Annotated in this window: 10 protein-coding genes and 2 pseudogenes; 6 read left to right on the plus strand and 6 right to left on the minus strand. The window is 72.9% G+C overall.

Annotation, left to right across the window (positions count from 1 at the left end):
* Nucleotides 1–49 precede the first annotated feature (49 nt).
* Nucleotides 50–1288, plus strand: coding sequence for a glucuronyl hydrolase (locus ACFC1X_RS15140; protein WP_376353256.1), 1239 nt, complete (start codon nucleotides 50–52; stop codon nucleotides 1286–1288).
* Here ACFC1X_RS15140 and ACFC1X_RS15145 read toward each other — a convergent pair.
* The gene (locus tag ACFC1X_RS15145) at nucleotides 1285–2376 is read right to left on the minus strand and encodes an alpha/beta hydrolase-fold protein (RefSeq protein ID WP_376353258.1); all 1092 of its coding nucleotides are present in this window, start codon (nucleotides 2374–2376) and stop codon (nucleotides 1285–1287) included. The genes ACFC1X_RS15140 and ACFC1X_RS15145 overlap by 4 nt on opposite strands.
* A gap of 92 nt (nucleotides 2377–2468) precedes the next feature.
* Between ACFC1X_RS15145 and ACFC1X_RS15150 the strand changes: the two genes are divergently transcribed.
* Nucleotides 2469–4055, plus strand: a complete 1587-nt coding sequence (locus ACFC1X_RS15150) for an amidohydrolase (protein ID WP_376353261.1) — start codon at nucleotides 2469–2471, stop codon at nucleotides 4053–4055.
* On the opposite strand, the gene ACFC1X_RS15155 is transcribed toward ACFC1X_RS15150, so the two are convergent.
* Nucleotides 4039–7326, minus strand: a complete 3288-nt coding sequence (locus ACFC1X_RS15155; protein ID WP_376353264.1) for a family 78 glycoside hydrolase catalytic domain — start codon at nucleotides 7324–7326, stop codon at nucleotides 4039–4041. The two genes, ACFC1X_RS15150 and ACFC1X_RS15155, sit on opposite strands and share 17 nt — an antisense overlap.
* Before the next feature lie 239 nt (nucleotides 7327–7565).
* On the opposite strand from ACFC1X_RS15155, the gene ACFC1X_RS15160 reads away from it, so the two are divergent.
* Nucleotides 7566–8285 (plus strand): DinB family protein, encoded by a 720-nt coding sequence (locus tag ACFC1X_RS15160; RefSeq protein ID WP_376353266.1) that lies wholly within the window; start codon nucleotides 7566–7568, stop codon nucleotides 8283–8285.
* A gap of 25 nt (nucleotides 8286–8310) precedes the next feature.
* Here the strand turns inward: ACFC1X_RS15160 and ACFC1X_RS15165 are convergent, their stop codons facing one another.
* The gene (locus ACFC1X_RS15165; RefSeq protein WP_376353268.1) at nucleotides 8311–8829 is read right to left on the minus strand and encodes a MarR family winged helix-turn-helix transcriptional regulator; all 519 of its coding nucleotides are present in this window, start codon (nucleotides 8827–8829) and stop codon (nucleotides 8311–8313) included.
* Between the two features lie 171 nt (nucleotides 8830–9000).
* On the opposite strand from ACFC1X_RS15165, the gene ACFC1X_RS15170 reads away from it, so the two are divergent.
* Nucleotides 9001–10224 carry an FAD-dependent monooxygenase gene (locus tag ACFC1X_RS15170; protein WP_376353271.1) on the plus strand — a complete coding sequence of 408 codons (1224 nt, stop codon included), beginning with the start codon at nucleotides 9001–9003 and terminating at the stop codon, nucleotides 10222–10224.
* Nucleotides 10225–10338: 114 nt separating this feature from the next.
* Here the strand turns inward: ACFC1X_RS15170 and ACFC1X_RS15175 are convergent, their stop codons facing one another.
* The 3 genes and pseudogenes from ACFC1X_RS15175 to ACFC1X_RS15185 all read right to left on the minus strand — a co-directional run.
* Nucleotides 10339–11085, minus strand: a complete 747-nt coding sequence (locus ACFC1X_RS15175; protein WP_376353273.1) for a chitinase — start codon at nucleotides 11083–11085, stop codon at nucleotides 10339–10341.
* Nucleotides 11086–11195: 110 nt separating this feature from the next.
* Nucleotides 11196–11714 carry a lytic polysaccharide monooxygenase auxiliary activity family 9 protein gene (locus ACFC1X_RS15180; protein ID WP_376353276.1) on the minus strand — a complete coding sequence of 173 codons (519 nt, stop codon included), beginning with the start codon at nucleotides 11712–11714 and terminating at the stop codon, nucleotides 11196–11198.
* 248 nt (nucleotides 11715–11962) lie between these two features.
* Nucleotides 11963–12076, minus strand: a pseudogene (locus tag ACFC1X_RS15185) (transcriptional regulator); the annotation flags it as partial.
* 5 nt (nucleotides 12077–12081) lie between these two features.
* Between ACFC1X_RS15185 and ACFC1X_RS15190 the strand changes: the two are divergent.
* Nucleotides 12082–12750: pseudogene (locus ACFC1X_RS15190) on the plus strand (MFS transporter); the annotation flags it as partial.
* A gap of 244 nt (nucleotides 12751–12994) precedes the next feature.
* Nucleotides 12995–14083, plus strand: a complete 1089-nt coding sequence (locus ACFC1X_RS15195; protein ID WP_376353279.1) for a ferritin-like protein — start codon at nucleotides 12995–12997, stop codon at nucleotides 14081–14083.
* The last annotated feature ends 8 nt before the right edge of the window (nucleotides 14084–14091 follow it).

Raw genomic sequence — 14091 nt, forward strand, 5'->3', positions numbered from 1 at the left:
CGCTCGGACAACTCCCAGGTCCTGTCGCCCAGTTGGAGGACGACCACCCATGAGTGTTTCCCGTCGAGCCGTGCTGGCCTCGGCAACCGGCGTCGTGGGCGTTCACGCCCTGTCACAGCAGACCGCGGCCGCCGTCGACACCGGGGCGCCCGCGCCGGCCACCGACCGCGTCCTGCGGGACGCGGCGGACTACGCCGTCGCGAAGCTCCGCGTCGTCGCGCCGGGGGTGAGCGACTTCCCGGTGGGGACGAAGTTCGAGAAGTGGGTCTACTCCAAGAACGGCGACTGGGTGGGCGGGTTCTGGCCCGGGACGCTCTGGATGGCGTATCTCCACAGCGGCGACGAGGACTTCCGCACCCTGGCCCTCGACTCGGCGCGGGGACTCGCACCGCGCCGGTACGACACCTCCACCCACGATCTGGGCTTCCTGTTCTACCCGTCGTGGGTCACGGCCTGGCGCCTGACGGGCGACGCCGCCTGGAAGGACGGTGCGGTCAGGGCGGCCGACTCCCTCATCCAGCGGTACAACCCGCGTGGCCGCTTCATCCGCGCGTGGGGCGCGCTCTCCGACCCCGGCAACGCGGGCCGGGTCATCATCGACACCATGATGAACCTCGACCTGCTGGCCTTCGCGAGCCGGGAGACGGGGGACGGGAAGTACCTGGACATCGCCACCGAGCACGCCAGGACCACGCAGCGGGTCTTCCCCCGCCCCGACGGATCCACCCCGCACGTCTACGACTTCGACCCGGACAGCGGCGCGCCCGTCGGCCCCGGCACCGTGCAGGGGTACAGCCCCACGTCGTGCTGGGCGCGCGGCCAGGCCTGGGGCATCTACGGCTTCACCACGATGTACCGCAGGACCGGCGACCGCGCCTTCCTGACCACCGCCCGCGGCCTGGCCGACTTCGCGACGGGCGCCCTGACCGAGGACCACGTCCCCGTGTGGGACTACCGGGCGCCGCAGCAGCCGTACGACGTCAAGGACGCCTCGGCCGGTGCGGTCATGGCCTGCGGTCTGCTCGACCTCGCCGCGGCCACCGGCAGGCGGGAGTACCGCGAGACGGCCCTGCGGCTGCTCACCGCGCTGGCCCGGACCTGTCTCACGCGGCGGTCGACGCGGGCGGAGGCGGTGGTCGCCCGCTGCACGCGCAACCGGCCGGCCGAGGACGGCGTCGAGATATCCCTCCCCTACGCCGACTACTACCTGCTGGAGGGCATCATGCGCGTCCTCCGCCCGCGCGACGCCGACCGCGCGCTCGACCTCTCGACCGTCGGCCGGTCCTAGGCGAGCGCCCAGGCCACGTCCCGGAGCAGGGCGTGCCGCCAGCCCGCGCGGTCGTGGTCCGAGGCCGAGCGGGAGACGAGCACCGTCGCACCGGCCTGTTCGGTCAAGGTCTCCACCAGGGCGCAGTGGGGGAGCATCCGCGTCTCGTGTTCCCCCACGTCGAACGCGATCCGGAGACCGGACAGGTTCGGACCGCTGCGCAGGCGCGCCGCGACGGTGCCGCCGACCGGGCCGCCCAGCGGGTCCGGCAGGTGCGCGGCGTCCGGCGTCCACCAGAACGACGGCGACTGGCAGGCCACCCGGGACACCAGGTCCGGGAACTCCAGCGCGGCGTACAGCGCGCTCAGTCCGCCGAGGCTCTGGCCCGCGACCACCAGCCGGTCCGGGTCGGCGTGCACGGCGCTCTCCGCCACCAGGGGCAGCAGTTCGTCCCGGACCGCCTCCCACAGCGCGGGCCGGCACCCGAACTCGGCCTGCCGGTCCTTGGCCGGCAGGAACACCAGCGTGACCGGCGGCATCTCGCCGCTCGTGACCGCCGAGTCGAACGCGGCCGCCGCCGGATGCAGATACAGCCAGTCGTCCCCGTCGAGCAGCAGGACCACCGGCCCGCCCCCGCCCACCTCATGGACCCGAACGGTGCGCCGCCCACCGAGGCGTTCGCTGGTCCAGCGCAGCCGGGTGCGGGGGAGGGGCAGGACGTCGTCGGCGCCGACCACGGGCCAGTGCGGCTGGGGCGGGGCGTCCGGCGTCGCGGCGATGGACCGCTCGCCGCCCGCGCCCACCGGATTGCACGGGTCCGCGTACGCCTCGTCGCCCACGAGGAACTGGTACGTCACGCGCAGCCGCGCCGGCATGCGGACCTCGGCGTACCAGCAGTCCGTGACCCCCCACCTGCGCAACGGCACCGGGTCCGACCAGCTCTCGAAGCCGATGCTCGCCGCCTCCCCGCCGCGCCGCAGGAACAGGGTCGTCCAGCCGTCGCCGTCGGCCATCGACGGGGGAGTCCGCGCTCCGGCCCAGAAGGCGTCGGTGCCGGGCGCGCCGGAGAGCCCGTACGCGGCGAAGGTCTCTTCCCCCACCAGCCTCATGAACGTCTCCTTGTGGAGCGGAAAATGGGACGGCTAAGCTCGCCATCCATTAGGCGAGCCTAACCTAACGCCTCAGGAGGTTCCGACCCCCGATGCTCTGCACCAGACTGACGAACGCGCGCTTCCTCACCATGGACCCGGACCACCCCGTCGCCCACGATCTGGGCATCTGGCGGGGCCGGATCGTCGGCCTGGGCGAGGCCGTGACCTCCCTGCCCGCCCGCGAAGTCGTCGACCTCCAGGGCGCCACCGTACTGCCGGGTTTCATCGACGCCCATGTGCACCTCGCCTGGACCGGGTTCAAGCAGAGCACCCCGAGCATCGCCGGGCTCACGCGGATCGAGGACGCCCTCGCGGTGGTCGAGGAGGCCGTCACCCGCAAGGGCGCTCCCGGCTCCTGGGTGAGCATCGCCGGCTACGACCAGCGGGCCCTCGGCCGTCACCTGACCGCCGCCGAACTGGACCGGGTCAGCCACGGACACAAGCTCTACGTGATGCACGACTCCGGGCACGGCTGCGCCGTCAACTCCGCCGTTCTCGACCTGCTCCCCGCCGGCACCCCGCACGACAACGGCTTCCTCGCCGAGGGCGCGATGGGCGCCGCCCGCGCCCTGCGCCTGCCGCACGCCCAGGACGAGCTGGCCGAGGCGATCGGACGCGCCGCCCGCACCTGCCTCACCGAGGGCGTCACCGCCTGCGCCGAAGCGGGCATCGGCGGCACCCTCCTGGGCCACAGCCCGGTCGAGCTGGGCGCCTATCAACTCGCCCGGGACCGGGGCCTGCTGCCGCTGCGGGTGCAGCTCATGGTGTCGGCGGACCGGCTGCACCCCGTCGACGCCCACGAGACCGACGGCATTCCCCGGGCCCTCGACCTCGGACTGCGCACCGGCTTCGGCGACTGCCGGCTCTCCGTGGGCGCGCTGAAGGTGTTCACCGACGGCGGCATGATGGCCAGGACCGCCGCGCTCAGCAGTCCGTACGAAGGGCTCGACCACGCGGGCCAGTTGCAGGACGATCCCGACGTGCTCGCCGACACGATCGTCGACGGACACCTCGCCGGCTGGCAGCTCGCCGTCCACGCGATCGGCGACCGCGCGGCCGACGTCGCCCTGGACGCGCTGGAACGGGCGCAGACCCTCCGCCCGCGGCCGGGCGCCCGGCACCGCGTCGAGCACGCCGGACTGATCCGCCCCGACCAGCTCCCGTGCTTCGCCCGGCTCGGCGTCACCGCGGTCGTCCAGCCCAACTTCCTGCGCTACTTCGGCGACGACTACGCCGCGATCATGGGTGCGGAACGCGCCCCGTGGCTCTACCGGGGCAGGGCGTTCCTGGACCACGGCATCCCGCTGGTGGGCAGCTCCGACCGCCCCGTCACCGACGGATCCCCGCTGCGCGCCGTCCAGTTCATGGTCGAACGCGCCTCCCTGTCGGGCCGGCGGATCGGCCCCGCTGAGGGCATCACCGTCGACGAGGCCCTGCACGCCTACACGGTCGCCGGCGCCCACGCCTGCCACTGGGAGGACGACCTGGGCAGCCTCACCCCGGGCAAGCGCGCCGACCTGGCCGTGCTCGGCGACGACCCGAGGCGCGTCGACACCTCGCGCATCGGCGACATCGAGGTGGTGGCCACCTACATCGACGGCCGTCCGACCGCGGCCGGGGTCACGCCGTCCCCGTGAACTCCCAGGTGCCGTGCCCGACGCGATGGATGTCGAAGCCGGGCACGGACCGCAGGAACTCCGCCCCGCCGGGCGCCGACGCGCGCACCCCCTCGGCCACCGGGACGTGCACCTCCGCCTCCGACCCCACGGGCACCCGCACCGTCAGCCGGAGCCTGCCCTCGACCGCCGACCAGGCCACGGCCGCCTCCCCGCGCACGGTACGGATCGAGGTACGCGCCCAGTCCACGCCCGTACGGGCGTCGGGCCGCACGCTGAACGTGCGGTACCCCGCGTCGCCCGGCCGCAGCCCGGCCACGTTCTCGTACAGCCACTGGGCGACGGTGCCCTGGAAGTAGTGGTCGCGGGAGCGGGAGTCCAGCGGCCACATCTCCCACATGGTGTCGGCGCCGTGGTCGTGCCAGTACCCCCAGCTCGGGTAGGTGCGCCGGGTGGCCACGGTGTGCGCGACGTCCGCACGGCCGTGGGCGCACAGCACCCGCAGCAGCACGCTGGTACCCAGGGCCCCGGTGTTGAGGTGGCCCCCGCGCTCCTCGATGTCGGCCACCAGGCTCTCCAGGACCGTGGCCCGGGCGCCCGGCGGGACCATCCCGAAGGCCAGCGGGATCGCGTTGGAGGTCTGCCGGTACCCCGGGTCCTTGTCCGTGCGGTAGTGCCCCTCCGGCCCGAGGAACGCCTCGTTGAACGCGTCCCTAAGCGCCGCGGCGGCGGCCCGGTACCGGGCGGGGACATCGTTGTCTCCCGGGAGACCGGACAGCTCCTCGCCCAGCTCGGCGGTGTGCAGCAGCGCCCGGTACAGGTAGGCCGTGGCGGTGAGCCGGGTGTCCTCGGGCGGGTTGCCGCCGTACCCGGGTGCCAGGTAGTCGCCGAGCGCGGTGACGGCCAGGCCGTCCCGCAGCCGGGCCAGTTCCCAGTCCAGGTAGCGGGTCAGGGCCGTCCAGTGGTCCCGGGCCGCCCGATCGTCCCCGTACACCCGGTACAACTCCCGCACCACGAAGGGGTACACGGTCGTCCACTCCGGGGAGGGCCCGAGGTCCCCGTAGCCCCAGCCCCCGCTCGGCACGATCACCGGCAGCTGTCCCTCGCCGGTCTGGCTGTCCGCGAGATCGCCCAGCCACTTCGACAGGAAGCGCTGCATCCCGAAGGCGTACGTCATGACGGGCGTGCCGAGCTGGGCGTCCCCGGTCCAGCCGTTCTTCTCGAACATCGGGGTGTCGGTGGGTATGCCGTGCAGGTTGTTCAGCACGGTGCGCCGCATGGCCCGGTCCAGCCACTCGTAGAACGGCTCGGAACACGAGAAGGAGCCGACCTCGTCGACGCGGGAGTGCACCAGGCGCCCCAGCACGTCCCCCGGGTCCGGCCGGGCGGGCAGGCCGTGCACCTCGACATAGCGGAAGCCCTTGTAGGAGAAGCCGGGCTCCCACACCTCCACGTCCCGGCCCGCGCTCACGTACTCGTCGGTCTGGAAGCGTCCGGGAACGTGCCCGGTCTCGGCGTGCACGCTGCCGTCGTCCTTGAGCTTCTCGCCATGGACCAGCCGGATCACCGCGCCCTCGGCGGCGCCGCGCACCGTCAGCCGGGTCCAGCCGGCCATCGTGCGCCCCATGTCGACCAGGTACACCCCGGGGCGCGGTTCGCTGATGGCGTCCGGGCGCACGGTGTCGATGATCTCGATCGGATCGTGCGGCTGCGCGCGCAGGGTGCCGCCCGGAGCCTCCCGCACACCGGCGCGCCGCCACCCCGAGTCGTCGAACCCGGGCCGGGTCCAGCCGGCCGGCGCCCGCCGGGCGTCGTACGTCTCCCCGGCGTAGAGGGAGTTGGACAGGGTCGGCCCCTCGCTGATGCGCCACTCGCCGTCGGAGGCGACGGTGGTGCGGGTCCCGTCCGGATGGTCGATCTCCAACTGCGCGAGCAGCCGGGGCTCACCGTGCCAGGGAGCGCGGTGCCAGTTCCAGACGTTCGGGGTCGTCATGCCGTAGAAGCCGCGCCCCAGCGCGACGCCGATCACGTTCTCGCCGCGCCGGAGCAGCTCCGTCACGTCGTGGACGGCGTAGAGCACGGTCTCCTCGTAGTCGGTGAACCCGGGGTCGAGGACCTGGTCGCCGACGCGGCGGCCGTTGATCTCCGCCTCGTAGTAGGCGAGTCCGCTGATGTGCAGGCGGGCGCGGGCCACCCGCCCGCGCACGGCGAAGGAGCGGCGCAGCAGCGGGGCGGGCTGCTCGGGCGTACTGACGGTGACGCCGCTTCCCCAGGGCCCCTGGCCGTAGGAGGCGAGAACGGCGGCCCGCTCCCAGCCGGCGTCGTCGAACTCGGGCCGCTCCCAGCCCTCTTGGGCCTCCTCGGTGGTCCGCCAGCCGTCTCCGGAGCCGAGTTCGTGCGTACGCCCGTCCTCGGTCTCCACGACCAGCCGGACGAGGAGCCCGCCCGGGTTCACGCTGGCCCCCGGCCGGTTGGTGGCCAGCGCGGCGACGACGATCCCGTTCCCGGCGGAGCGTGTCAGCTCCGTGACGTCCGCCGTACGGCCGGTGCGCCAGCCGTCGGTCTGCACGGAGGCGTGCAGCACCTCGCGGCCCTGCAGGTAGAGGGTGAAGTCGTCGTCGGCCGTGGCGGTGACCACGGCCCGCTTCACCACCGACCCTTCCGGCAGGTCGAGCGTGGCACGGAACCGGCGGGCACCCTCCGGGGCGTCCGAGGAGGTCGCGCCCGGAGACCAGATCCACGAGGCGCCTTCGAGCGAGGGCGGCGCGGGCGGCTCCTGTGCGCCGATCCAGCGCGCCCGCCGCCCGTCCTCGGGCAGCGACGTCTCCCACCAGCGGCTCTCGCTCCATCGCGAGCGGCGCCCCGCGGCGTCCCAGACACGGACCTGCCAGTGGTAGCGGGTACGGGGGAGCATCGCGGGCCCGCCGTAGGGGACGCCGACGCCGCGGTCGGAGGCGACCTTGCCCGAGTCCCAGACCGTGCGCGCTCGCGGGTCGCGTCCACCGGAGTCCCGGGTGACCCGGATGTGGTACGCGCTCTGCCGGGCGCCCCGGCCGGGGGCGGCCAGTTCCCAGGACAGGCGGGGGCGTTCGACGTCGGTGCCGAGCAGGTTCTCGGCGTACTCGACGGTGGTGCGGACGACGCGCAGTCCGGGGTCGTCGTCCTGCCGCCCCTGGTCCGTCCCGTCTCCGGCCGCCGCCGCGAGGCCGCCGGTGGAGAGCGCGGTGACTCCGGCTCCCGCGGTCGCCGCGGTGCCGCGCAGGAAGACTCTGCGGTTCCAGCCCTGGGTCATGACGATCCACCTTCGGCTCAAGGGGAGTTGGGTGCTTGAATCGTTTCAATCCCTGTCTTCACGATCCTATGCACGCCCAGTGGGCCGCTTCAAGGGATGTGACAGTCATCGTCCCGTGGGACTCCACGGGCCTCCGTGGGCCGCCGAGGGCGCCGAAATCCGGTCGCGCCCCGGGTGGCGACTCGTTAGCCTCCGCCTGGACGCCGTGAGGGTGCGGGGTACCACGAGGGGAGCCGGACATGGAGACCGAGGGTGCGCGCACCGACCGGTTGGGGTTGCTGCTCGACCAGTTCGACCAGGCCAGGGAGATGGCCCAGGTGCGGCTGGCGGGGCTCGGCGACGAGGAGTACCTGTGGGAGCCGGTGCGCGGCTGCTGGTCGATCCGGCGCAGGTCCGAGGCGGCGACGCCCCGGGCGTACGGGGCGGGCGAGTGGGTGCTGGACAAGGGTGCCCCGGACATCCCGGCCAACGAGTACGCCGAGGTGGCGCGGCAGGCCGCCGGCGGCATGTCGGTGGCCAAGATCGCCGTGGACTGGAGCGTGAGCGTCGAGCGCGTCGAGCAGGTGCTCGCCCACACCGGTGAACCGCCCCCGGACGAGGCGCCGTTCACCACCCTCGCCTGGCGGCTCGGACACCTGCACTCCTGCTTCGCGGGCCAGTGGGAGTGGACCTTCGGCGAACGCCGGCAGGACCCGAGGCAACTGGTCGACTTCTCACCGTCCGCCGACGTGGCGCTCGCCCGCTTCTGGTCGCTGATCGACCGCTGGCGCGCCGACGTCGCCACCGTCACCGACGAGCAACTCGACACGGTCGGCTTCTCGCAGTACCCGTACGGTTCCGACCCGGACGACCCCTACATCGGCGTGGTGGCGGGCGCCAACCTCGAATTCATCCACCACATGTCGGAGATCGCGGTCCTCCGCGACCTGTGGCGGCTGCGCGCCACCCTCTCCGGTTAGAGGTGCTCGCCCCGGGCGTCGTCGGTCAGCCGGCCTCGCCCTCCTCCGCGTCGAACCGGGCCAGTCGTGCCGTCACGTCGTCGACGAGCCGGGTGAGGAGGCGGGTCAGGTCCTCGCGGTCCTGACGCGGCCAGTCGGCCAGCGCCTCGGCGAACCAGCTCAGCAGCGAGGTCACGTACCGGTTGGCCGCATCCGTGCCGGGCTCGGTCGGCTCGATGAGGCTCGCGCGGCGGTCGTGCGGGTCGGCGACCCGTCGTACGAGGCCGCGTTTCTCCAGGGCCTGGACCTGACGGGTGACGTGCGGGCCCACCACCTGCATCCGGTCGGCGATCTCGCCGATCCGCAGCGGCCCGTCGGCCGTGCGGAGGGCCAGCAGCACGCCCATGGCGGGGCGGTCCAGGGCCAGGCCGGCCGCCTCGGTGGCGCGATCGGCGAGCCGTCCCTTGGTGAAGGCGGCGCTGAGCTGGGTGAGCCGGGGCAGCACGGCGAGCAGGTCCGCGTGCGTGTCCTCGGGCGAGGGCGGCCCGGCGGAGTCGGGGGTCATGACATCTCCATTTGCATACCTGAGTTAGGTATCTATATCGTGGGGACTGGCCGGTGCCTGAAGGGGTGCCGTATGGCCTCCATAAAGATACCTGAGGTACGTATCTTTTCTGCCCGTGCGGCGCGTACCTCCTTCGTCCCGGGGCAGACCCCGGCGGAAAGGTGAGAAGCCATGAACCACACGTCCCGTCCCGCTCGTCGCGTACTGATCTCCGGAGCCAGTATCGCGGGCCCGGCGCTCGCGTACTGGCTCGACCGGTACGGCTTCGAGGTGACCGTCGTCGAGAAGGCCGCCGCCGTACGCGGAGGCGGGTACGCGATCGACGTACGCGGCACCGCCCGCGAGGTCGCGGACCGCATGGGCCTGCTGCCGCGGCTGCGCGAGGCGCACGTCAACAGCGAGCGCATCACCTTCGTGGACCCGGCGGGGGAGAGGGTCGGCTCGTTGCAGCCCGAGCAGGTGACCGGCGGAGAGGCCGGCCTCGACCTCGAAGTCCGGCGCGGTGACCTGGCCGACGCGCTCTACGCCCCGCTGCGGGACCGGGTCGAGTTCCTCTTCGGCGACTCGATCGCGACGCTGGACGACGCCGGCGACGCGGTGCACGTCGTCCTCGACAGCGGCGCGCGCCGCACCTTCGACCTCGTGGTCGGTGCGGACGGACTGCACTCGAACACCCGTCGGCTGGTCTTCGGCCCCGAGGAGCCCTTCCACCGCTACCTCGGGCACGTCTCCGCGGGCTTCACCCTGCCCAACGAGTTCGGCCTCGCGCACGAGTCCGAACTCTGGAACGCCCCGGGGCGCGGTGCGGTCCTGTACGCCTACGAGCCGTCCGACCGGGTGCACGGCTTCCTCACCTTCGTCCGTGACACCCCGCCCTTCGAGGCGTTCCGCGACCCCGAGGCCCAGCGGGACCTGGTGGCGGCACGCTTCACCGAGCAGGTCTGGCACCTGCCGCGTCTGGTGGAGGCGATGCGCGGGGCCGACGACCTGTTCTTCGACATCGTGAGCCAGATCCACATGCGCACCTGGTCCCACGGGCGGGTCGTGCTGGCCGGTGACGCCGCGCACGCCACCTCGTTCATGTCCGGTCAGGGGTCGAGCGTCGCACTGGTCGGCGCGTACGTCCTGGCCGGCGAGCTGGCCGCGCACGCGGACCACACCGAGGCCTTCGCGGCCTACGAGCGCAGGATGCGGCCGTTCGCCGAGCGCAACCAGGCACTGGCCACGACCGGCGGCACGATGGTCACGCCCACGACGCGCGAGCAACTGGAGGCTCGCAACAACTTGGTGCGCGATCCGGAGGCGGCGTCGAGGGCGCTGGCGACGATGAGTGCTGCTGAAGGGCGCGCGGCGCACTCGTCGTTGGTGCTGCCCGACTATCCGCAGGCCGCTTGAGGAGGAGGCCGCCGTCGGCGCGGGGCTGTCCCGAGTGTGCGTGCGCTTCATGCCGACGCGCGGGACCCCTCGCGATCGGCGGTGCCGGTGATCGCGAGGGGTCGGTGGCGTCGGCTAGCAGCTGAGGTTGCTGCCGGGTTCGACGCCGAGGGCCTGCGCGAAGCGCTGGTAGTTGTCGATCCGGCTCTGGACCTGACCGGGGTTGCCCCCGTCGCACTCCAGGCTGCCGTTGATGGCGCGGATGGTCTCGCCGAATCCCGCGCCGTTGACCATGGCGTCGTGCGGTGTCATGGTTCCGGGCCCGCTCTGCGTGTTCCAGTACCAGAGGCCGGTCTTCCAGGCCACGGCCGCGTCGTTCTGCACCAGGTCGGGGTTGTTGAGCAGGTCGATGCCCAGGGCGTCCCCGGCGGCCTTGTAGTTGAAGTTCCAGCTGAGCTGGACGGGACCGCGTCCGTAGTACTTGTCGGTGCCGGCCGGGCAGCCGTACGGCTGGTTGGCGTCGCAGTAGTGGGGGTAGTTGGCCTCGTTCTGCTCGACCACGTACTGCAACCCGCCGGTCTCGTGGCTGACGTTGGCGAGGAAGGCGGCGGCCTCCTGCTTCCTCACCGTGTCACTGCCCGTGTTGGTGAAGCCCGGGTAGGCGCTGAGCGCGGCGGTGAGTCCGCTGTAGGTGTAGAAGGAGTTCCTGTTCGGGAACATCTGGTTGAACTGGGCCTCGCTGACCACGAATTCGGCGGCGGCCCGTGCGTCGGACGTGGGGGCGTCGGACTTCTGGGCGAGGGCCGACGGCGCCAGGGTCAGGCTGCACAGGGCGGCGGCCGCGCCGGTGGCGGCCAGCAGTGCGAGTTTGCGGTGCTGCACGGTTATCGACTCCTGCTCGGTGGGGGGAACGGCGCGGAGGGGCGGGAGGAGGGGAGCGGTCGCGGCTCCCGGGGGAGTGCGACCGCTCCCGGACTGCTCCAACCGGTCCGTCAGCCGCCGACGTTGACGTCGATGCAGGCGTAGAACGCGTTGGACGTGTCGGCGACGTTCCACACGGCGAGCACCTTCTGCTGGCCGGAGAGGCCGCCGAAGTCGACCTGGTGGTTCACCACCGCGCCCGGCTTGGCGCCGCCGTCGTCGAACAGTGCGATCCGCTGCCCGCCGACGTAGTACTCCCAGGTGCTGGTGTTGTGCTGCGCGGTGAGCTTCCAGGAGAACGTGGTGTTCTTCGACACCGGGGTGACGGCCCAGCCCTTGCTGTCGTCGTCCAGCTCCGAGAAGCGGCTGTTGCCGCCGCTGCAACTGGTCAGGCCCTTGGGCCCTTCGACGCTCTGCGGCTCGTACTTGATGTCACCGCAGGACACCGTGCCGGCGGCACACTGGGCCTGGCGGCTGGGCGGATCGGAGATGTAGCCGTGTGCGCTCGCCGAGGAGGCGGGGAGGCTGACGGCGACGACGGGAGCGAGGGCCGCGCCGATCAGCGCAGCGGTCTTCCTACGTGCGTGCATGCGGAACTCCTTCACATCAGGCCGTTCCAGGGCGACGCGCGGTCGTATGTGGGGGTGACCGCGCACGCCGAGTACGGCCTCTCGTGGGTGGGGCCAAGAGGCGCGAAGGTGACGCGCGCTCGCCGTCCTCGCGGGGAGTGTGGCCCCGGGCAGGGGTCAACTCCGCAAACGGAGCGGCGAGTTCTGTTGGACTAGACCATACAAGCGGTCGACGTGAGCGTGTCAAGAGTGTTGCGTGGGGTCCACGATCACCGTGCGGGAGGCTCCGTCTCGCCGGGCTGGTGGCCGCGTCGGGCGTCTCGGTCGAAGATGCCGAGGATCTCGCAGGGCCCGCCCTCGGCGCCGATGCTGTGCGGGAGCAGGCCGTCTCGGCTGGTCGGGTCTGCTGTCCACCCTGGCGCTGATGCCGATGGCCGTACTGATGATGGCGGCCTCAGGACTCGCTCCCCGGCTGGCCGCGAGGGTCGGGCCGCGGGCGGCCATGGCCTCCGGAATCCTCCTGGCGGGTGCCGGGCTGGCGCTGATGGCCGGCGTCGTCTCCGTCGACGGCGGCTACCTGTCCGTCCTGCCCGGCATGCTCGCCATGGGCGTCGGCATGGGCCTCGCGATGACACCCTCCACGGAGGCCATCACCGGCGCCCTCCCGCGCGAGCACCAGGGCGTCGCGTCCGCGCTCAACGACGTCACCCGCGAGTTCGGCACCGCGCTCGGCGTCGCCCTCCTCGGGGCACTGCTCTCCGCCGGCTACCGCAACGCCATCGACGCCCGGCTCGACGGCGTCCCCGGCGCGACCGCGGACACCGCGCGCGAAGGGGTCGCCAACGCGCTCGACGCCGCGCACCGGGCGGGGCCGCACACGCGGTCGCTGGCGGACGCGGCCCGGGAGTCGTTCGTCGACGGCTGGCAACAGGCCATGTGGGCGGGCGTCGCCGTCATGGCGGTTCTCTTCCTCCACGTCCTCGCCCGGGGCCCGCGACACCCCGGCCCCGCCCCGGCGGACGGGCCGGAACCGGCCGACGCGACCACCGGTTCCTGACCCCGAGCCCACCGGGGGTCCCCGCCCTGGCCGGGCACGCCACCGATACGGCCGACCGGGTGGGGGATGCCGCACTCGGCGGCGCGCGCCGGGCAAACGGCGTCCGCGCTGCTAGTTTCGCCAGCCGTCGGAGGAAACCGGACGCCTCGGTCCGAGGCGCGGTTCACATGCGAGGGAGCAGCGGGTGACAGATGTGCGCGCGGAATCGTCGGGGGCACGGGCCCCGTTCGGGCGGAGGACCTTCATGGCGTCGGCCGCTCTGACGGCCGCCGTCCCCGTGACGGCGGCCACTCCGGTCGCGGTGGCCGCTCCCGTCCCGGTGGCCGGCTGCCCGGCCACCACGGGCCCCTGCCCGTCCGTGGCGGCGCTGCTCGCCGTCCCCAAGGACGGCCGCGACGTCGAGTGGCTCAAGGAGTCCCTGCAGGTGGCCGTCGCGCTCGAACTCGCCACCATCCCGCCCTACTTGTGCGGCTGGTGGTCCATCGAGGACCGTTCGAGCCAGGCGGCACGGCTGATCCGGCGCATCCTCGCCGACGAGATGTACCACATGGGCGTGGTCTGCAACCTGCTGGTGGCCGTCGGCGGCCGGCCACGCATCGCGGAGGCGGCGCTCGCCTATCCCGGACCGCTCCCCGGCGGGGTGCGCGCCGAGGTGAACGTCTACCTGTCCGGCCTCACCCGCCCCTACGTGCACGACGTGATGATGGCGATCGAGGCCCCCGACGTGCCGCTCGCCCGGCACGTGGAGGACGCGCCCAGCATCGGTGACTTCTACGACGCCCTGCTGGGCGCGTTCAAGGCGGCGGCGCCCGAACTGACGGCACGGGGGCAGCTCTCCGAGCGCATCGGCAACGACGTCATGGAACCCGTGACCGACCTCGACGGCGTCGAGCGCTCGATCGAGATCATCAAGGAGCAGGGCGAGGGCACCGCCAGTTCCCCGGCGGTCGCCTTCGGCGACGACCACCCCGCCCACTACTACGCCTTCGGCGAGATCTACCACGGGCGGCAGCTGCGCGAGACGGAGGACGGCTGGCAGTTCACCGGCGCCCCCGTCCCCTTCCCCGCCACACGCCCCATGGCCCGCGTCCCGGCGGGCGGCTGGTCCGGCGCGTCCACCGCGGTCCAGGGCCTGCTCGACCAGTTCGACACCACCTACGCCAAGGTCCTGAGCACCCTGGACGCGGCGTGGACCGACGGCGACCCGCGCACCCTGCGCTCGGCCGTCCGCGGCATGGGCGCGATGGAAGCACCCGCGCTGAGGCTGATGGAGACCGCCCTTCCGGACGGCGGGGGCAACTACGGCCCCCAGTTCCGCCCACCGGGGACGTGAGCCGCTCC

The sequence above is a fragment of the Streptomyces sp. NPDC056128 genome, from assembly GCF_042263835.1.
Classification (GTDB): Bacteria; Actinomycetota; Actinomycetes; order Streptomycetales; family Streptomycetaceae; genus Streptomyces.